The following is a 17,723-nucleotide window of genomic DNA, read 5'->3' on the forward strand; positions in this document are numbered from 1 at the left end:
CCTTCACCAGCTCCAGAGCTCGGCCGGCTTGGCCAGTTCGAGACGGGCGATCTGGTCCATATGAACCTCGTCGGGACCGTCCGCGAGACGCAACGTGCGCGCCAGCGCCCAGCCTTCCGCTAGGCCAAAATCGCTGCTGACGCCGCCGCCGCCATGGATCTGGATCGCCCGGTCGAGCACCGCCTGCGCCATGCGAGGCGCGACAACCTTGATCATCGCGATCTCGGCGCGGGCCGCCTTGTTGCCGACGGTGTCCATCATATGAGCGGCCTTCAGCGTCAGCAGCCGCGCCTGCTCGATCTCCATGCGGCTTTCGGCGATGGCCTCGCGCAGCATGCCCTGCTCGGCGATCGGCTTGCCGAAGGCGACGCGGCTGCGAGCGCGTGCGACCATCGATTCCAATGCCCGCTCGGCTAGCCCGATCGCACGCATGCAGTGATGGATGCGGCCGGGGCCGAGCCGCCCCTGCGCGATCTCGAAACCGCGTCCCTCGCCGAGCAGCATGTTGGTGGCCGGCACGCGCACATCGGTGAATCGCATCTCGAAATGGCCGTGCGGCGCATGATCGTAGCCGAAGACCGTCAGCGGTCGGACGGCCTCGACGCCGGGCGCGTCCGTTGGAACCAGGATCATCGACTGGCGCCGGAAGGGCTCGGCTTCGGGGTCGCTCAGGCCCATGAAGATCAGAATCTTGCAGCGCCGGTCGCCGGCACCGGAGGTCCACCATTTGTGGCCGTTGATGACGTAGTCGTCGCCGTCGCGAACGATGCGCGAGGCGATGTTGCGCGCGTCGGAGGAGGCGACCTGCGGCTCCGTCATCGCAAAGCCGGAACGGATCTCGCCCGCCAGCAGCGGCTCAAGCCAGCGCTTCTTCTGCTCGGATGTGCCGTAGCGCGCGAGCACTTCCATGTTGCCGGTGTCGGGCGCGGAGCAGTTGAAGACCTCGGCGGCGATGGGAGAACGGCCCATGACCTCGCAGAGCGGCGCATATTCGAGATTGCTCAGGCCCGCGCCGCCATCATGATCGGGGAGGAACAGGTTCCACAGCCCGGCTGCGCGAGCTTTCGCCTTCATCTCTTCCATGATGGGCGGCGACACCCAGCGATCGGCACTGCCTGCGACCTGCTCGGAATAGACCCGCTCGTTCGGGTAGACGTGCTCGGCCATAAAGGCACCAAGTCGGGCGAGCAGGTCCCTGACCTTCGGTGAATGTTCGAAGTCCATCATCCTCCCCTTCGCTGCTATGGCGCGGACTTATCCCTAGCCGATGTTGCTTTGTCGGACAACACGACAAAAATGAATGATGCAAGCCATCGGAAGCTGAGGAGGTAATAGCAGATATTAATCGCGATATTTCAATATATTATGGGATTACGACTCGCCTTAAGCTGCAGCATTGAGGTTCCGGAAGGATCGCGGAACAGGGTTGTCAATTGTCCGGTTGTCGGGCAAAGATGTCGTCTTGGCTCCTCACGCGGGCCGTTGACAGGCGGCGAGGCGCTGGGCGCTTCCAGGCCCTTTCAGGCGAAGGCAAGAGATGGGAACCGCTCGCAGATCCGCTTATGCGCTAAAGGACAAGTACGCGATCGTCGGCATAGGCACGACGGACTACTCGGCCAATTCCGGCCGGACGGTCCGCGCGCTCGCCATCGAGGCTTCGGCCAACGCCATTGCCGATGCCGGCCTGAAACCCGCCGATATCGACGGCATCGTCAGCTACAACTTCAACGATTCCGCACCAGCGATCGCCGTTGCGACCGGGCTCGACATCCCCAATGCCGGCTATGCGGTCGACTTCCTGGCGGGTGGCAACGCCGCCAACCTGATCGTGCTCTCCGCCGTGGCCGCGATCGAGGCCGGGCTGGCCGATACCGTCGTCTGCTACCGCGCGATGAACGGCCGCTCCGGCTTCCGGCTCGGCGGCGGTCGCGAATTCCGGGCGCTGGGTCCGACGCAATACACCGCGCCCTTCGGCTGGATCACCTATCCGCAGGCCATGGCGATGTGGTGCCGTCGCTATCAGATCGAATATGGGCTGACGCCGGAACAGCTCGGCAATGTCGCGGTCACGCTGCGAGAGAACGCGGTTCTCAATCCCCGCGCGATGCAGCGCAAGCCGATGACCATGGACGACTATCTCGCCTCGCGCCCGATCGTCGACCCCTTCCGCATGTTCGACATCTGCCTGGAGACGGACGGCGCCTGCGCCGTGGTCGTGACCTCGGCAGAGCGGGCGAAAGACATGAAGCAGAAGCCCGTCTACATCATGGGCGGCGCCTATGGCGGTGGGCCGCAGCAGGGCGACGACCTGTTCGACTGCATCCGCTGGCCGGATCATTCGAAGAATTACAGCCACTACATCGCCGACGATCTCTGGCGCAGCGCCGGCGTGACGCCGAATGATGTCGATGTCGCCGAGATCTATGACTGCTTCACCTACAGCATCCTGATGCAGCTCGAAGGGCTCGGCTTCTGCGGGCTGGGCGAGGCCGGCAGCTATATCGCCGACGGCCATATCCGCCGCGACGGCAAGCTGCCGGTCAACACCCATGGCGGTCTGCTCTCCGAGGGCTACATCCATGGGTTCAACCATGTGATCGAGGCGGTGGAGCAATTGCGCGGCCAGTCCGGTCCGCGTCAGGTTCCCGATGCGGAGATCGCGCTCACCACCGCCGGAGCGATGACCTGCGGCAGCGCGATGATCCTGAGGAGGTAGGGCGATGTCGTCGCTAGAAGCATACGCCAAACCGATCCCGGTTCCCGATCCCGATTCCGCGCCGTTCTGGGCCGGCTGCCGCGAGCAGCGCCTGATGATCCAGCATTGCGACGATTGCAGCCGGCACCAGTTCCCGCCGAGCAATATCTGCGCGCATTGCGGCTCCGGGCACCTATCATGGAAGCAGGCCTCGGGAGCCGGCAAGGTCTTCAGCTGGATCGTCGTGCGCCATCCCGTGCCGAAGCCGGTCTATATCGACGATGTCCCTTATGTCGTCGCGCTGGTCGAGCTCGCCGAGGGCGTGCGGATGCCCTCCAATATCGTCGGCTGTGCGCCCGAGGATGTGGTGGCGGACATGCCGCTCAAGGTCGCGTTCAGGCAGGTCACCGAAGAAGTGGTGCTGCCGCTGTTCGAGCCGGCCTGAAGTCTACAGAAAATAGACGGCGGGGAGGGGGAGAGACGCGGGCCAACCGCGCGCCCTGCCCCACCGCGGAACTGGAAACGCCACAGGACGACGGCGATGCACGCTTCCTCCGCCATCATCGCCCAGATGGGCGCGCTCAGCTGCGACGAGATGCAGGCGCTCCAGCTCGCCAAGCTGAGGCGCCAGATCGAGCGGCTTCATGCCACGAGCGGCTTCTACCGGGAGCGCTGGAACAGGGCTGGGGTTCGTCTCGACGATATCCGTTCGCTGGCAGATCTCAGGCGCATTCCAACAATCACCAAGGCCGATTGCCTCGCCGACCAGAACGAGCACCAGCCCTTCGGCCAGCGTCTTGGCATCCCGCGCGAGGACGTCGCGCTGGTCTGCATGACCGGCGGGACCTCGGGACAGGGGCAGGAAGTCTATGGCCGCTCGCAACGCGATCTCGTCATGCAGGGCTATTTCCACCAGCTTCCCTGGCACATCGCCGGGCTGCGGCAGGGCGATATCGGCCTGAACTGCGTGCCGTCCGGCGGGCTCACGACCGGTGGTTGGGGGCCGACGGAAGGCTTTCGTGCCGCCGGCGCCCTGCCGCTGACGGTCGGCGGAACCATGAGCACCGACGCCAAGATCGACCTGATGTGCCGCTTCGGCGAGATTCACTTCATCTATGCCTCGACGAACTACCTGCACACGCTGACGGAGGCCCTGCGCCGGCGCGGCATCGATCCGCGCGAGCGCTTTCCGACGATGAAAAGCCTGTTCATCGCAGCCGAGGGCTATCCGGTCGAATGGGCGCAGACCATCCAGGAGGTCTGGGGCGCGACGCTGCACGAAGGCTATGGCAGCACGCAGGGTGCCGGCTTCATCTGCTCGACGAGCGAGCAGGGCGTGGTTTCGGCCGATGGCGGTCGCGCGCCGATGCAGTGCTTCGACTGGCACGTTATCGTCGAGGTGCTCGACCCGGATACGGACGAGCCGGTGAAGGAAGGGGAGTTCGGCGAAATCGTCCTGACCAATCTCGACATCGAAGGCTCGGCGGTCGTCCGCTTCCGCACGCGCGACCGCGTCCGGCTCTTGCCGCAGGTATCGGCGCATAACGGGCGCGCCTGGACCTGCATCGAGAGCGGCACGATCGGCCGCTATGACGACATGATGAAGATCCGCGGCAACAATGTCTGGCCATCGGCCGTCGATCTCGCCGTGTTCGCCCATCACGAAGTCGCAGAATATGTCGGCAGCGTCTACGTCGACGAGAAGGGCCGCACCGAGGTCATGGTCAAGGTCGGGCTCAAGCCCGAACACGCCGCCCGCGACGAGGCCGAGCGCGAGGCCGTTCTGCTGCGCGTCCAGACCGCCATCAAAGAACGGACAAACGTCCAGATGAAGGTGCGCGAGGTGCCGCGCGACGAGTTGCCGTTCTTCGAGAACAAGGCCCGCCGCTGGAAGGACGAGCGCCCCGCCGGCTACCAGTTCTCGGACAAGGTCTCGTGAGCGCCATGGCCGACAGCCCGATGCTCGCGACGGAGGAGCGCGCCTCCTTCACTGCCTCACTGCCCCGGCTCGAAGAGGTATTGCGAGAAGCGGGCGTAATCCGCCCGACCGAAACCATCGGGATCGAGCGTCAGTTCGAGGCGGGGCAATCGAACCCGACCTATCTTCTGGCCGCTGGGGAGCGCCGCTTCGTGCTGCGCAAGCAGCCCTACGGCCATCTGCTGCCCCGCGCCCATGACGTGGTGCGCGAGCATAATATCATCCAGGTGCTGGACGGCGCGGGCTTCACCGTGCCGCACCCGCTCTTCGCCGGCGAAGATCGGGGGATCATCGGCACGAGCTTTTTCGTGATGGACTATATCCCCGGCGCCGTTCACTCCGACCCGGCCCTTCCCAATGATGCGCCGGCTCAGCGGCGCGCGATCTATGAGGCGATGGCAGGGACGATGGCGCGGCTGCATCGCATCAAGCCTTCCGTTCTGGAAGCAGCGGGCGTCAAGCCGCGTGGCGACTTCATCGGTCGGCAGATCGGCGTCTGGCGCGGCGCCTATCTCGCGGCTGCGACGCAGGACGATCCGCGGATCGAGGCCGTGGGGCAATGGCTGCTCGAGCACAAGCCCGCAACCGAGAACATCGGCATCGTCCACGGTGACTACCGCATCGAGAACCTGATCTTCCAGGGCAGCGAGGTCGCGGCCGTGTTGGATTGGGAGCTGTGCACGGTAGGTGAGCCCCTGGCCGATCTGGCCTATTGCTGCATCTGGTACCACCTGCCGCAATCAGTGCTGAACGGCCTCGCCGATCAGGATCTCGGGGCGCTCGGGATACCCGACGAGACCGAGTTTCTCGACATCTATTCCCGCGAATCCGGGATCGATGCCGTCGCCACCCGCAACTACTTCCTCGCCTTCGCCTTCTACAGGCTCGCGGCCATCCTGCAGGGCGTCTACAAGCGCGCGCTCGACGGAAATGCCGCCTCACCACTAGCGCTGACGCGCGGTCGGGTCGCAGAGCTTTGCCTCACACAGGCCGCAGCCTTCGCCACCCGAGCCTAGAGCCTGCCGCGTTTCCTCGCAAGGTCAGCAGCATCTGGCGGCGGGCCGGCGGCGCGGCTCAAATCGCCGTATAGCCGCCGTCGACGGCGAGAATCTGCCCGCTGATATGGGCGCTCGCATCCGAGGCGAGGAGCAGCGCCGCACCCTTCAGATCCTGCGATCCGCCGAGTTCGCCGCGCGGCGTATGCGCGACTAGTTGCGCCTCGTGTTGATCCAGCATCGCTGCCGTCAGCTTCGAGTGAAAATAGCCGGGCGCCAGCGCATTCACGGTGATGCCGTGCGGTCCCCATTCTGCCGCCAGCGCCCGCGTGAAGTTCACCAGCCCACCCTTGGCGGTATTGTAGCCGATCGTGCCAACGAGGTCCGGGTGATGCCCGCGCAAGCCTTCGATCGAAGCGATATTCAGGATACGTCCGCGCCGTGCCGGCAGCATCCAGCGCTTGGCGACCGCCCGCGTCAGCAGGAAGATGCCGGTGAGGTTGATCGCCATGACCTTGTTCCAGCCGTCGAGCGGGTGGTCCTGCGTCGCTGCCCCCCAAGAGGTACCGGCATTGTTGACGAGGATGTCGACCTGCGGATAGCGCGCGCCGACCCAGTCGCAGAGCGCTTCGATCGCTTCCGGACGCGAGAGGTCGGCGGCGAAGCCCGCGGCGTCGATGCCCTGTGCCTTCAGGTTCTGCTCCGCCGCTTCGAGCTCTGCCGCCTTGCGGGCGACGAGCACGATGCGGGCGCCAAACTCGCCCAGCGCCTCCGCGATCTGCAGGCCGAGCCCGCGTGAGCCGCCGGTGACGATAGCGACACGGCCACTGAGATCGAGCAGGGCATGAAGCGGGCGTGCGGGCATGAGAAGGCGCTTCCTCGGCTGGCAGGGCTCTGCGGGGACAGGACAGCTCGGCTGGCGACGCCGGAGGCATCCATTGACCCGCTCGTTTTTCTGTTGGACAAGTCAATAACCCGACATAACTTGAAAGCAAGCCCTGCGACGCTCGCAGGCAGCGGTGAGAGGCCATGACGACAGCGGACATGGGACGAAGCACTGCGCCAGCAACCGGGCCACAGGAATGGCAGCCCCCTTTTGCAGTCGGGCAGGTGCTCGAAGCGCCGATCGGCTTCACGCCGGAATCGGTGCGCGCCTTCGCGACGCTGACCAACGACACCAACCCCCTCCATCATGACGCCGATTTCGCCGCTGCCACCCGTTTCGGCGGGTTGATCGCCAGCGGGACGCAGACGACGGGCCTCCTCCTCGGCAGCCTCGCCATCCACATCTTCCCGGAGAACGCCTCCCTCGGGCTCGGCTGCTCCTTCCGGCTGCGAAAGGCCGTACCGGCGGACGCCGCGCTCATCGCACGCTGGACGGTCCGCAGCATCGTGCCGAAGCCGTCCCTGTACGGCGTACTCGTCGAGTTGGACGGCGGTCTTGTCGATCCAAAGGGCACGGTCTTCGTCGAGGCGAGCGCCACCATCGCCGTGATGCCACACGAAGCGCTCAAGCAGACCCGGCCAACATGAGCGCCATACGCTCGCTTCGCCGGGGAAAATGTCGTTTCAACCCGACGCTTCCCGGGGGTGTCTACCCGGCCGCGCAGGACATGCTATGGCAAGAATGCGGCAACGATGCCGGACCTCTGCCCATTGATCTCACTGAAGCCCGCCCAGTGATGGTAACGCCGTGACGAAACAGACCTTCAAGAAGCTCGAGACTGCTCCCGTCTACCGGCTTGTCTATGACGCGATCGAACAGCAGATCGTTCGCGGCGAACTCAAGCCTGGCGTGCTGCTACCGACCGAGACTCATCTCGCGGAGCAGTTCGGCGTCAACCGCTCGACGGTGCGCGAAGGTATCCGGATGCTGGAAGAGAGTGGCCTCGTCCAGCGCAAATCGGGCAAGCGTCTGCAGGTAACCCTGCCCCATCTCAACGCCACCGCCGCGCGCACCAGCCGGCTGCTGCGGCTGCACGAGGTCACTTTCCGCGAGTTGTGGGAGGCGTCGATCGCCATCGAGCCGGTGGTGGCGCGCTATGCAGCCGAGCGGATCACGGCGGCGGAACTGGCTCAGCTCCAGCAGAACATTGCCGAAATGGAAAAGGCGATAAGCGACCATGTCGAGGTCGTCAGGCTCGACATCGAGTTCCACGATCTCATCGCCCATGCGGCCCGCAACCGGGCGCTCGGGCTTGCCCGCGAGCCGATCAGCCAGCTTTTCATGCCGGCCGGCAAGGCGATCCTGCCGCGCCTCAAGACGCAGAAGCGCATCCTCGACGCGCATCACGCCCTGCTTAAGGCGCTGAAAGAGCGGGACGCCGACGAAGCGGCAGCCTGGATGCATCGCCACATCGCCGACTTCAAGCGCGGCTTTGAACAGACGGGGCTCGATCTGGACAAGCCTCTGGAGAGCTTCTGATCGCGTTTCGACATCTGGGCGACGTCAACAACGGCCGCTCTCCCGATAGCCGGGCTGGGCTACATGGAAAGCCCGCGCTCCATCAGACGCAGGCGTCCATGTCGTTCGTCTTGGGCCACCTTCGGTCGCAATGCCAATCATCAATTTGACCGCCGGGAAGCCGACGTTCCGGATGTCCGGGATGGGCCAAAACGGCACATCCCGAGAGCCAAATCCGGGGGTATCGGCTGGGCTCCGTCCGATGAAAATCGCGGCATAGTGCTGCCGCGATTGTCGGCCTGATCTAGCTAGGCCAGCATCCTGGTGTCGCCGCAGACCGAGATTTCCTGGCCCGAGATCGTTTTTGCGAAGGGCGACGCCAGGAAGACGATCTGCTTGGCGATGTCGGCCGGATCGACGAACTGCTTGATCGAGACGCCGGCGAAGAGCCGCTGCGTCATCTCCTCATGCGAGACGTTGAAACTGCGCGCCTTGTTGGCGATGACGCTCTGGATGCGCGGCCCCTCGACGAGGCCGGGGCAGATCGCATTGGCGCGTATGCCGAACTCGCCGAGCTCCGCCGACAGCGCCTTGGTGAAGCCGATGACGCCCCACTTCGCCGCAGCATAGGGCGAGCGCAGCGGAAAGCCGTGCTTGCCGGCCTGGCTGGAGAGATTGACGATCGAGGCGTTGCTCGACTGCTTCAGGTGCTGGACCGCGAGCCTTGTGCAGTTGAACTGCCCGGTCAGATCGATGGCGACGCAGGAATCCCAATCGGCGGGATCGATCTCGTCGACGCGGCCGGTCGGTCCGGCGATGCCGGCATTGTTGACGAGGCAATCGAGCCCGCCCAGAGCAGCCAGCGTCTCTTCCATGAGCCGGTTGACCGCGCCGCGATCGGAGACATCGCAGACCGACTGCGTCATCCCGGGGTCGCTCTTCGCCATCTCCGCGAGTGCCGCATGGTCGACATCGCAGATATGGACCTTCGCCCCCTCCGCCGCGAAGGCACGCGCCGTCGCGCGGCCGATGCCATTGGCGCCGGCCGTCACTAGCACGCGCAAGCCCTTGATCTGCAAATCCATCCTTGCGTCTCCCGTCCAGATTGATCTCAGGCGCTGAGCTGGCCCGTTTCCTCGATATGCGCCGCGGCGGCCGTAATGTCGTCTTCCAGCGCGGCGCGCGCGGCGGCGGCGTCCTGCCTTCGCAACGCCTCCAGCATTCGCGTATGCGCCTGCATGGCGCTTCCACCCTTGAGGCGGCGCGGCTCGTCGCGCATGTCGATGTTGAGGATCGGCCCCGCCTTGAGCCAGAGCCGCTCGATCATCTCGATCAGGCTAGGCATCCCGGCCGCCTCGTAGAGCGCGAAATGCAGGTCGCGATTGGCCGAAACGGCGCCGGCGCTGTCGGGCGGATCGGCGCTCGCGGCCTTGCGGAAGGCGGCATCGAAGGCCTCGATCCGCGCGACATCGTCGGCCGTCGCCTTGCGCGCTGCTTCTTCGGCGGCAAAACCTTCGACGACAAGGCGCAGCCGCGTCAGCTCGCGGAACTGCGCGAGCGAGAGCACGGGAACGCGCACCGCCCTGCCCGGCAGCACTTCGAGCGCACGGTCCGCCGCAAGCCGGCTGACGGCCTCGCGCACCGGCATCATCGAAACGCCGAGCGCCTCGGCGACACGGCGCAAAGAAAGCTTCTCGCCCGGGGCGAGCCGCCCCGCCACCAGCAACGCACGCAGCTCGCCGGTGACGCGCTCGCCAAGCGTCTCGCGCTGCAGCGCGCCGATCTCATCGAGCGCGGAGCCGTCCTGCTCCGTCGAGGAAACAGTCCGCTCTGCGGCGACCGGCAAGGACTGGACACGGGCCATCATGTCTGCCAACCTAACTGTGATCACAGATCACGACAAGCGGCATCAGACCGCTGATCAAAATCAGCCGGCGCCAAAATGGCGCGGCGCTCGTTCTGGGAGGAACGCCAATGTCAGACCTGTTGAAGACGACCCGTCTCTCGCGCCGGCAGGCGCTGGCCGGGCTCGGCGCCGGTGCGGCGACCGGGCTGATCGCCAGCCCGTCGATCATCCTGGCACAGACGCCGGATGCGATCCGCTTCGGCCACCTGACCCCGCGCACCGGCTTTCTCGGCCCGCTCGGCGAATATGGGGTGATGGCCGTCGACCTCGCGGTCGAGGAGATCAACGCGGCTGGCGGGGTCAACGGCCGCAAGCTCGAGGCGCTGAAGGAGGACTCGGTCAATCCGCAGACCGCCTCGACCAAGGCCGAGCGCATGATCGAGCGCGACAAGGTCGCCTGCATCATCGGCGAGATCTCTTCAGCCTCGGCGCTGACGATCGCGCAGGTGGCCGGGCGCACCAAGACGCTCTTCGTGAATACGGGCGCCAATTCGGACGCGCTGCGCGGCGAAAGCTGCAACCGCTACATGTTCCATGTCGAGCACCAGAACTCGATGTATGTGAAGAGCTGCGGCCGCTCGCTGATGGCGCAGGGGCTGGTAAAGGGCAAGAAGTGGTTCTCGCTGACCGCCGACTACGCCTTCGGCCATGACCTGCTCAGGGTCGCCAAGCGCTTCATGGAAAGCAATGGCGGCCAGTTCGCCGCCGACAAGCTGGTGCCGACCGACGCGACCGACTTCTCGGCGCTGCTGCTCGAAATCCGCGCCGCCAAGCCCGATCTCGTGATCTCGAACCTCGCCGGCAACCAGATCACCAACTTCCTGAAGCAGTATTCCGAGTTCGGCCTGACCTTCCCGGTCGCGGGCTTCGGCTTCGATACCGCGCTTGCCTGGGCCGCCGGCAAGGACAATTTCGGCGGGACCTGGCCCTCGGTCTGGCACCACCTCATCGACACGCCCTCGACAAAGGCGTTCGTCGCCGCCTTCACGAAGAAATACGGCAAGCCGCCGGAGAACCAGGCCTGGGGCGACTACATCGCCGTGAAGATCATGGCGCAGTCGATGAACGAGCTGAAGAGCACGGATACGCCCAAGATCCTCGAGCATTGGGAAAAGGGCGCGAAGTTCGACGTGATGAAGCCGCGCCAGGGCTATTTCCGCGCCTCCGACCACCAGCTCATCAGCGAGATGTACACGATCACCGCCCTGCCCGCCGCGCAGGTAAAGAACCAATGGGACCTGTTCACCTCGTCGCCGCCCGTGCCCGGCCCCGACGAGAACATGGAGGTCATCGCCACCAGCGGCGACGAGGCCGTCTGCAAGATGAGCTAAGGCCGGTTCGCCTCATCAAACCCGCGCCGTCATCCCGGACAAGCCGCGAAGCGGCACCGATCCGGGATCCATGCCTGAACGGTTCCGGCATGGATCCCGGGTCTCCCTACGGTCGCCCGGGATGACGGCGCGGCGTCAGACCAAAGAACACGCAAAGGCTCACCCTTGCTCACCCTCTTCATCCAGCAGGTGCTGAACGGGCTGCTCGACGGGGTCTATTACCTCCTGATCGCGCTCGGCCTGTCGCTGATCTTTTCGCTGGGCGGCATCGTCAACCTGGCGCACGGCGCGTTCTATGCGATCGGCGCCTATCTCACGATCGTGCTCGCGCCCCATATCGGCTTCGGCGGCGCGATGGTCGCCTCGCCAGTACTGGTCGCGCTGATCGGCATCGTCGTCGAGCGCGGGCTCTTTCAGCGCTTCTATCGATCCGATCCGATCCTCTCGCTGCTCCTGACCTTCGGCCTCGCCATGGTCGCCGAGCAGTCGCTGCGGATGATCTTCGGCGCGCCGCCGCTCTCCTTCTCGATCCCGCCGGCCCTGCGCGGCCAGATCTTCATCGGCGACTTCATCTATTCGCGCTATCGGGCGATGCTGCTGTTGATCGCGGCCGGATGCGTGCTCGGCCTCTGGTTCCTGCTCCAGCGCACCGCCTTCGGCCGGGTCGTGCGGGCGGGCGTGCAGAACCCCGACATGGTCGGCGCCCTCGGTATCTCGCTCCAGCCCTATATGGTCGCGGTTGCCGGCATCGGCATCGGGCTGGCGGGACTCGCCGGCGTGCTGCTCGCGCCGATCTATTCGATCCATCCCGCCATGGGCCAGGAGATCATCACCCCGGCCTTCGTCGTCGTCGTCATCGGCGGGCTCGGCTCGTTCTGGGGCGTGGTCGTGGCCGCCCTGATGGTCGGCGTGGTCAAGGGCATCACCATCGGGCTCGGCTACACGCAATGGTCGACCGCCGTGATCTATCTGATGATGCTCCTCGTCCTGCTGTTCAGGCCGCGCGGCCTGTTCGGCGAACGCATCCAGCGCTTCGAGTGAGGACGCGATGACACCCGCCCAGCGCGATCATGCGCCCCTCCTCATCGCCGCAGCCGGCCTCGTCGGCCTGCCCTTCCTGATGCATGGCGTCGGGCTCGGCACGACCTCTGCCACCGAGATCGTCGTCTTCGCCATCGCCTGCATGGCGCTGAACATCCTGGTCGGCACGACGGGACTTGTCTCCTTTGGCCATGGCGCCTGGTTCGGGCTTGCCGCCTATGCAGCCGGCTTGATCCAGCGCCATTGGCTGCCCGGCCAGTTCGCCCTGCCGATCCTGCTCGGCGTAGTCTTCGTCGGGCTCATCGCCTTCGCCTTCGGCGCGCTGATCCTGCGTCGCAAGGGCGTCTATTTCTCGCTGCTGACGCTGGCGCTCGCCGCCATGACCTATTCGGTCGCGTTCCGCTGGACGGCGGTGACCGGCGGCGAGGACGGGCTCGGCGGCATCAGGCGCCCGCTCTTCCTCGGCATCGATTTCGAGCAGGCGTCGAACTTCTACATCCTCGTCGCCGTCATCGGCATGGCCGTCGTCTACGGGCTGTGGCGCTTCCATCGTTCGCCGGTCGGCACGGTGCTGGTCGCGATCCGCGAGAACGAGCAGCGGGCGCGTTTCCTCGGCTACGCGACCGATCGCTACAAGCTGATCGCCTTCACGCTCTCGGCAGCGCTGACGGGGCTCGCCGGCACGCTGCTGCTCTTCAACAACCGCATGACCTCGGCCGAACCGATCTCTGTCGCGTTCTCCGGCGAATTGCTGGCGATGGTCGTGATCGGCGGCATGCGTTCCTTCCTGGGGCCGGCGCTCGGCGCGCTCTTCTTCGTGATCTTCCGCGACTATCTCTCCAGCATCACGCCGAACTGGCTGTTCTGGTTCGGCCTGCTTTTCGTCGCCTTCATCGTGTTTTCCCCAACCGGCCTCGTCGGCGTCGGAGAGCGGATGCTGCGGCCCTTCCGCAAGCAGGTTGCGGGCGATGCGGCGATGTCCGAGCGCAAGGCCGGCAGCGTGACGCTGCCCGCCTTCATGAAACCCAACGATGCCGGAGACGGGCCGATCCTGACCGCGACCGGGCTCGCCAAGAGCTTCGGCGGCATCAAGGCTGTCGAGGGCGTCGATCTCACCATGGCCGACCGGCGGCTGCATGCGCTGATCGGCCCCAATGGTGCCGGCAAGACTACCGCCTTCAACCTGATCTCGGGGATGTTCGCGCCCGACCGGGGCGAGGTCCGCCTGCGCGACCGCCAGATCGGCGGGCTTTCCCCCGAAGCCATTACCCAGGCGGGTATCGGGCGCGCCTTCCAGATCACCAACCTGTTCCCGACGCTTTCGGTGGAGGAGAATGTCCGCTTGGCTGTCCAGGCGCGCGCCAGCGAGCGCTTCGGATTCTGGCGGCCCGCCGGTTCGCTCGACGAGGTCAACACGCAGACGACGACGGTCATCGACACGATGGGCTTGCGCGGGATCGAGACAGCGGAAGCCGGCTCGCTGAGCTATGGCGGCCAGCGCCTGCTCGACATGTCTCTGGCGCTCGCGACAAAGCCGCGCGTGCTGCTGCTCGACGAGCCGCTCGCCGGTCTGGCGGCGGCCGAGCGCGAGCGCGTCGGCAATCTGATCAAGTCGATCTCGACCGACTTGCCCGTGCTGCTGGTCGAGCACGACATCGACCGCGTCTTCGCCATCGCCGACCATGTCACGGTGATGAACGAGGGCTCGGTTCTGGTCGACGGCACGGTCGAGGATGCGCGCTCGTCGCCGCGCGTGCAGGAGGTCTATATCGGCTCGGGCGCCCATGCGCTGGCGGAGAAGCCACGCCAGAGCGCCGCGCGCCACGGCGTGCTGCTCGGCCTCGACAAGGTCGATACCTTCTACGGCAAGAGCCATATCCTGCGGCAGGTCTCTCTCGACGTGCACGAGAACGAGATCGTCGCACTGCTCGGCCGCAACGGCGCGGGCAAATCGACCCTGCTCAAGACGATCACCGGAATCGCCCCGCCGGCAGCCGGCACGATCACGCTGGCAGGCCAGGACATGTTGGCAGGCAGAAATTTGGCCGGCCAGCCGCCTGCCACGATCGCCCGCGCCGGCATCGCCTATGTGCCGCAGGGGCGCGGTCTCTTCGCCGGGATGAGCGTCAAGGACAACATGGAGCTCGGCCGGCTCAAGCGGATGACCGGCAACGGCTCGCGCTGGGAGGACGAGAAGATCTTCGCCTTCTTCCCACGCATCAAGCAGCGCTGGCATTCGCCGGCCGACTACCTCTCGGGCGGCGAACAGCAGATGGTGGCGGTGGCACGGGCGCTGTCGGGCGACACCCGCGTGCTGCTGCTGGACGAGCCCTTCGAGGGGCTGGCGCCGGCCGTCGTCGAGGAGTTGTTCGAGGCCTTCGACAAGCTCAGGCAGGAGATCGGCATCGTCATCGTCGACCACCATCTCGACCTGGCGCTGGCGCTGTCGGACCGCACCGTCGTGCTGGAGCGCGGCAGCGTCGTCCATACCGGCCCCTCGCGCGCGCTGAGCCAGGATCTGGCGCTCAGGCGGCAGGTGTTGTGGCTGTGACGTCGGTTCCGTTCCACCGTCATTCCGGGGCTTCGCGCAGCGAAGAGCCCGGAACCCATAAGCGCTGCCGGCTCCGAATGAATCGCGGCCATCGGCGCGCCTTGCCAACAACCACCAGCGGTTATGGGTTCCAGGCTCACGCCTGCGGCGTGCCCCGGAATGACGCGGTGGTTTCCGTACTTCCGAATCGGGATCGCCTCGCATGACCAACATCGCCATCGTCGGCTCCGGGCTCATCGGCCGTGCCTGGGCCACCGTCTTCGCCAGCCATGGCTTCGCCGTCGCGCTGCATGACGTCGCGCCGGGAGCGGCCGAAGCGGCGCGCGCCCATATCGGGACCAATCTCGAAGAACTCGCCGGGCACGGCCTCGTCGATGACCCCAAAGGCTCACTCGCCCGCATCCGGGTCGCCTCCGACCTAGCGGACGTCCTGACGGGTGCCGACCTCGTCCAGGAGAACGGACCGGAGACCATCGAGGCCAAGCAGAAGCTGTTTGCGGAGATGGATACGCTGGCGCCGGCCTCGACCATTCTGGCGTCCTCGACCTCCTTCATCATGGCCTCCGTCTTCAGTGAGAGCCTGAAAGGCCGCGCCCGCTGCCTCGTCGCGCATCCGGTCAATCCGCCGCATCTGGTGCCGATCGTCGAGCTGGCGCCCGCGCCCTGGACCGACCCGGCCGTTGTCGAGCGGGCCAAGGCGATCTATGAGCAAGCCGGACAGGTCGCCATCATGCTGCGCAAGGAGAAGCCCGGCTTCGTGCTGAACCGCCTGCAAGCCGTGCTGCTGGCCGAGGCCTTCCGGCTCGTCGGCGAGGGCGTGGCCAGCGCCGAGGATGTCGACAAGACGATCCGCGACGGGCTCGGGCTGCGCTGGTCCTTCATGGGGCCGTTCGAGACGATCGAGCTCAATGCGCCCGGCGGCATTCCCGACTACTGCGCCCGCTACGGCGCCTCGCTGACCCGCATGGTGGCCGACAGCGCCGGCGGGGATCCCTTCGGTCCGGAGACGGTCGCCACCGTGATGAGCGAGTGGCCGGGCACGCAATCGGCCGATCGCGTCAAGCGGCTGAGCGACTGGCGCGACACGCGCCTGGCGGCATTGCAGGCGCATAAGCGCGGTTCGCCACGCAAGCCCGCCTGAAGCCGCCCGATTTCCGTTCGAGATACAGCCTGAAGGGACACCACGCCATGGCGAAGAACCGCAAAGTCATCATCACCTGCGCGGTCACCGGCGCGATCCACACGCCCTCGATGTCGCCCTATCTGCCGGTGACGGCCGACGAGATCATCGACGCGGCGGTCGGCGCGGCCGAGGCCGGCGCGGCGCTGGTCCATGTCCATGCCCGCAACCCCAAGACCGGCCAGCCCGACCAGTCGCCCGAGGCCTTCGAACCCTTCCTGAAGGTGATCAAGCAGCGCTCGAACTGCGTCATCAACATCACCACCGGCGGCGCGCCGACCATGAGCGTCGAGGAGCGGCTCGGCCCCTGCGCTCATTTCAAGCCGGAGGTCGCCTCGCTCAATATGGGCTCGATGAATTTCGGCCTCTATCCGATGCTGGCCCGGTTCAAGGACTTCACGCATGACTGGGAGCGGCCCTATCTCGAAGGCTCGAAGGACCGCATCTTCAAGAACACCTTCCAGGACATCGAGAACATCCTGACCACCTGCGCCGAGAACAACACCCGCTTCGAGATCGAATGCTACGACATCGGCCATCTCTACACGCTGGCCCATTTCGTCGATCGCGGGCTGGTGAAGCCGCCGTTCTTCGTCCAGTCGGTTTTCGGCATCCTCGGCGGCATCGGCCCGCATCCGGAAGACGTCATCCACATGAAGCGCACGGCCGACCGGCTCTTTGGCGACCAGTATCAGTGGTCGGTGCTGGGCGCCGGACGCCACCAGCTCCCGATCGCCGCCATGGCGGTCTCGATGGGCGGCAATCTGCGCGTCGGGCTGGAGGATTCGCTCTGGCTCGGACCGGGACAGTTCGCCAAGTCGAATGCCGACCAGGTCAAGGCGGCGCGGATGATCATCGAGGGTCTCGGCCTCGAGGTGGCGACGCCGGACGATGCGCGCGAGGTGCTGCAGCTCAAGGGCGCCGACAAGGTCGCGTTCTGATCATCTGACATATCAAGGCGGTCGGAATTGGCCGGAAATCGCGCCGCTATTCGTTCCATCGGATCACGGCGCGTCCGCTGGTGACGTCCCTCACCAGCTGGGAGACCAGATCGGCCTCCGCCTTTGGAACGGACACCGACAGCACTGCGCCGGTGTTCGTGAAGGCCTGATCAAGCACCTGCACCCCCGGCCGATCACCGAGCCGCGCCTGAACGCGCGCCAGATCGCCGAATGCACAGGTGATCATCGCCGAGGCAGCCTCGATCAGCACCGTCTTCTCGGCGCCGCGCAAGCACAAGGCGGCCGTGCCGCCGTAAGCCCGGACCAGTCCGCCGCTGCCCAGCAGGACGCCGCCAAACCAGCGCGTCACGACAACGGCGACGCCATCGAGCGCTTGCCCGTCGATTGCCGCTAGGATCGGCTTTCCCGCGGTGCCGCTCGGCTCGCCGTCATCGTTGAAGCGGTAGCTCGGACCGCAACGCCACGCCCAGCAATTGTGATTGGCCGTCCGATCGGACTGCGCAGCAACAAAGTCCCTGGCGGCTGCTTCATCTACGACGGGAGCGGCGGTCGCAACGAAGCAGCTCTTCTTGATGTCCTGCCGGAACGAAAAGGACCCAAGGAGCGTAAAGCGGGTTTCCATGCTTCCATGTATCGGCTCAGAAGCAATCCGGGCCAGTGCCAATGACAGTTAAGACACG

The 17,723-nt window shown here is 65.8% G+C and carries 16 protein-coding genes; 11 read left to right on the top strand and 5 right to left on the bottom strand.

Annotated features, from left to right (window positions below):
• Positions 1-3: 3 nt before the first annotated feature.
• A complete protein-coding gene (locus AC2FAN_RS04970) occupies positions 4-1,224 on the bottom strand; it encodes an acyl-CoA dehydrogenase family protein (RefSeq protein ID WP_485172921.1) in 1,221 nt (406 codons plus the stop codon).
• A 313-nt stretch (positions 1,225-1,537) separates the two neighbouring features.
• Here AC2FAN_RS04970 and AC2FAN_RS04975 point away from each other — a divergent pair, with 313 nt between their 5' ends.
• From AC2FAN_RS04975 to AC2FAN_RS04990, 4 genes are all read left to right on the top strand, one after another.
• Positions 1,538-2,716 carry a thiolase C-terminal domain-containing protein gene (locus AC2FAN_RS04975; RefSeq protein ID WP_485172922.1) on the top strand — a complete coding sequence of 393 codons (1,179 nt, stop codon included), beginning with the start codon at positions 1,538-1,540 and terminating at the stop codon, positions 2,714-2,716.
• A 4-nt stretch (positions 2,717-2,720) separates the two neighbouring features.
• A complete protein-coding gene (locus AC2FAN_RS04980) occupies positions 2,721-3,140 on the top strand; it encodes a Zn-ribbon domain-containing OB-fold protein (RefSeq protein ID WP_485172923.1) in 420 nt (139 codons plus the stop codon).
• A 96-nt stretch (positions 3,141-3,236) separates the two neighbouring features.
• Entirely contained in the window at positions 3,237-4,634 is a 1,398-nt protein-coding gene (locus AC2FAN_RS04985; RefSeq protein WP_485172924.1) for a phenylacetate--CoA ligase family protein, read from the top strand.
• A 5-nt stretch (positions 4,635-4,639) separates the two neighbouring features.
• Positions 4,640-5,689, top strand: a complete 1,050-nt coding sequence (locus tag AC2FAN_RS04990) for a phosphotransferase family protein (RefSeq protein WP_485173056.1) — start codon at positions 4,640-4,642, stop codon at positions 5,687-5,689.
• Positions 5,690-5,747: 58 nt separating this feature from the next.
• Here AC2FAN_RS04990 and AC2FAN_RS04995 read toward each other — a convergent pair whose 3' ends face one another.
• Positions 5,748-6,533 carry an SDR family oxidoreductase gene (locus AC2FAN_RS04995; protein WP_485172925.1) on the bottom strand — a complete coding sequence of 262 codons (786 nt, stop codon included), beginning with the start codon at positions 6,531-6,533 and terminating at the stop codon, positions 5,748-5,750.
• Between the two features lie 164 nt (positions 6,534-6,697).
• On the opposite strand from AC2FAN_RS04995, the gene AC2FAN_RS05000 reads away from it, so the two are divergent.
• Together AC2FAN_RS05000 and AC2FAN_RS05005 are read left to right on the top strand one after the other, a co-directional pair.
• On the top strand, positions 6,698-7,201 hold the full coding sequence (locus AC2FAN_RS05000; RefSeq protein ID WP_485172926.1) for a MaoC family dehydratase: 504 nt from the start codon (positions 6,698-6,700) through the stop codon (positions 7,199-7,201).
• Between the two features lie 160 nt (positions 7,202-7,361).
• Positions 7,362-8,093 carry a FadR/GntR family transcriptional regulator gene (locus AC2FAN_RS05005; RefSeq protein WP_485172927.1) on the top strand — a complete coding sequence of 244 codons (732 nt, stop codon included), beginning with the start codon at positions 7,362-7,364 and terminating at the stop codon, positions 8,091-8,093.
• Between the two features lie 287 nt (positions 8,094-8,380).
• Here the strand turns inward: AC2FAN_RS05005 and AC2FAN_RS05010 are convergent, their stop codons facing one another.
• Positions 8,381-9,157: an SDR family oxidoreductase gene (locus tag AC2FAN_RS05010; RefSeq protein ID WP_485172928.1), complete on the bottom strand. Its 777-nt coding sequence runs from the start codon at positions 9,155-9,157 to the stop codon at positions 8,381-8,383.
• Between the two features lie 26 nt (positions 9,158-9,183).
• Positions 9,184-9,939 carry a GntR family transcriptional regulator gene (locus AC2FAN_RS05015; protein ID WP_485172929.1) on the bottom strand — a complete coding sequence of 252 codons (756 nt, stop codon included), beginning with the start codon at positions 9,937-9,939 and terminating at the stop codon, positions 9,184-9,186.
• A gap of 107 nt (positions 9,940-10,046) precedes the next feature.
• Between AC2FAN_RS05015 and AC2FAN_RS05020 the strand changes: the two genes are divergently transcribed.
• From AC2FAN_RS05020 to kce, 5 genes are all read left to right on the top strand, one after another.
• Positions 10,047-11,309, top strand: coding sequence for an ABC transporter substrate-binding protein (locus AC2FAN_RS05020; RefSeq protein ID WP_485172930.1), 1,263 nt, complete (start codon positions 10,047-10,049; stop codon positions 11,307-11,309).
• 165 nt (positions 11,310-11,474) lie between these two features.
• Entirely contained in the window at positions 11,475-12,350 is an 876-nt protein-coding gene (locus AC2FAN_RS05025; RefSeq protein WP_476807086.1) for a branched-chain amino acid ABC transporter permease, read from the top strand.
• Positions 12,351-12,357: 7 nt separating this feature from the next.
• Positions 12,358-14,901, top strand: coding sequence for a branched-chain amino acid ABC transporter ATP-binding protein/permease (locus tag AC2FAN_RS05030; protein WP_485172931.1), 2,544 nt, complete (start codon positions 12,358-12,360; stop codon positions 14,899-14,901).
• Between the two features lie 202 nt (positions 14,902-15,103).
• Positions 15,104-16,042: a 3-hydroxyacyl-CoA dehydrogenase gene (locus AC2FAN_RS05035; RefSeq protein ID WP_476807088.1), complete on the top strand. Its 939-nt coding sequence runs from the start codon at positions 15,104-15,106 to the stop codon at positions 16,040-16,042.
• A gap of 47 nt (positions 16,043-16,089) precedes the next feature.
• The gene (gene kce / locus AC2FAN_RS05040) at positions 16,090-17,022 is read left to right on the top strand and encodes a 3,5-dioxohexanoate:acetyl-CoA acetone transferase (protein ID WP_485172932.1); all 933 of its coding nucleotides are present in this window, start codon (positions 16,090-16,092) and stop codon (positions 17,020-17,022) included.
• Positions 17,023-17,068: 46 nt separating this feature from the next.
• Here the strand turns inward: kce and AC2FAN_RS05045 are convergent, their stop codons facing one another.
• The gene (locus tag AC2FAN_RS05045; RefSeq protein ID WP_265052567.1) at positions 17,069-17,665 is read right to left on the bottom strand and encodes an IMPACT family protein; all 597 of its coding nucleotides are present in this window, start codon (positions 17,663-17,665) and stop codon (positions 17,069-17,071) included.
• Positions 17,666-17,723: the final 58 nt, after the last annotated feature.

It is taken from the genome of Allobosea sp. RIT-PG3_2 (genome assembly GCF_057321085.1).

Coding starts and splice junctions, on each gene's coding strand:
- AC2FAN_RS04970 (WP_485172921.1), bottom strand. CDS start 1,224: ATGGACTTCGAACATTCACCGAAGGTCAGGGACCTGCTCGCCCGACTT.
- AC2FAN_RS04975 (WP_485172922.1), top strand. CDS start 1,538: ATGGGAACCGCTCGCAGATCCGCTTATGCGCTAAAGGACAAGTACGCG.
- AC2FAN_RS04980 (WP_485172923.1), top strand. CDS start 2,721: ATGTCGTCGCTAGAAGCATACGCCAAACCGATCCCGGTTCCCGATCCC.
- AC2FAN_RS04985 (WP_485172924.1), top strand. CDS start 3,237: ATGCACGCTTCCTCCGCCATCATCGCCCAGATGGGCGCGCTCAGCTGC.
- AC2FAN_RS04990 (WP_485173056.1), top strand. CDS start 4,640: ATGGCCGACAGCCCGATGCTCGCGACGGAGGAGCGCGCCTCCTTCACT.
- AC2FAN_RS04995 (WP_485172925.1), bottom strand. CDS start 6,533: ATGCCCGCACGCCCGCTTCATGCCCTGCTCGATCTCAGTGGCCGTGTC.
- AC2FAN_RS05000 (WP_485172926.1), top strand. CDS start 6,698: ATGACGACAGCGGACATGGGACGAAGCACTGCGCCAGCAACCGGGCCA.
- AC2FAN_RS05010 (WP_485172928.1), bottom strand. CDS start 9,157: ATGGATTTGCAGATCAAGGGCTTGCGCGTGCTAGTGACGGCCGGCGCC.
- AC2FAN_RS05015 (WP_485172929.1), bottom strand. CDS start 9,939: ATGATGGCCCGTGTCCAGTCCTTGCCGGTCGCCGCAGAGCGGACTGTT.
- AC2FAN_RS05020 (WP_485172930.1), top strand. CDS start 10,047: ATGTCAGACCTGTTGAAGACGACCCGTCTCTCGCGCCGGCAGGCGCTG.
- AC2FAN_RS05030 (WP_485172931.1), top strand. CDS start 12,358: ATGACACCCGCCCAGCGCGATCATGCGCCCCTCCTCATCGCCGCAGCC.
- AC2FAN_RS05035 (WP_476807088.1), top strand. CDS start 15,104: ATGACCAACATCGCCATCGTCGGCTCCGGGCTCATCGGCCGTGCCTGG.
- kce (WP_485172932.1), top strand. CDS start 16,090: ATGGCGAAGAACCGCAAAGTCATCATCACCTGCGCGGTCACCGGCGCG.
- AC2FAN_RS05045 (WP_265052567.1), bottom strand. CDS start 17,665: ATGGAAACCCGCTTTACGCTCCTTGGGTCCTTTTCGTTCCGGCAGGAC.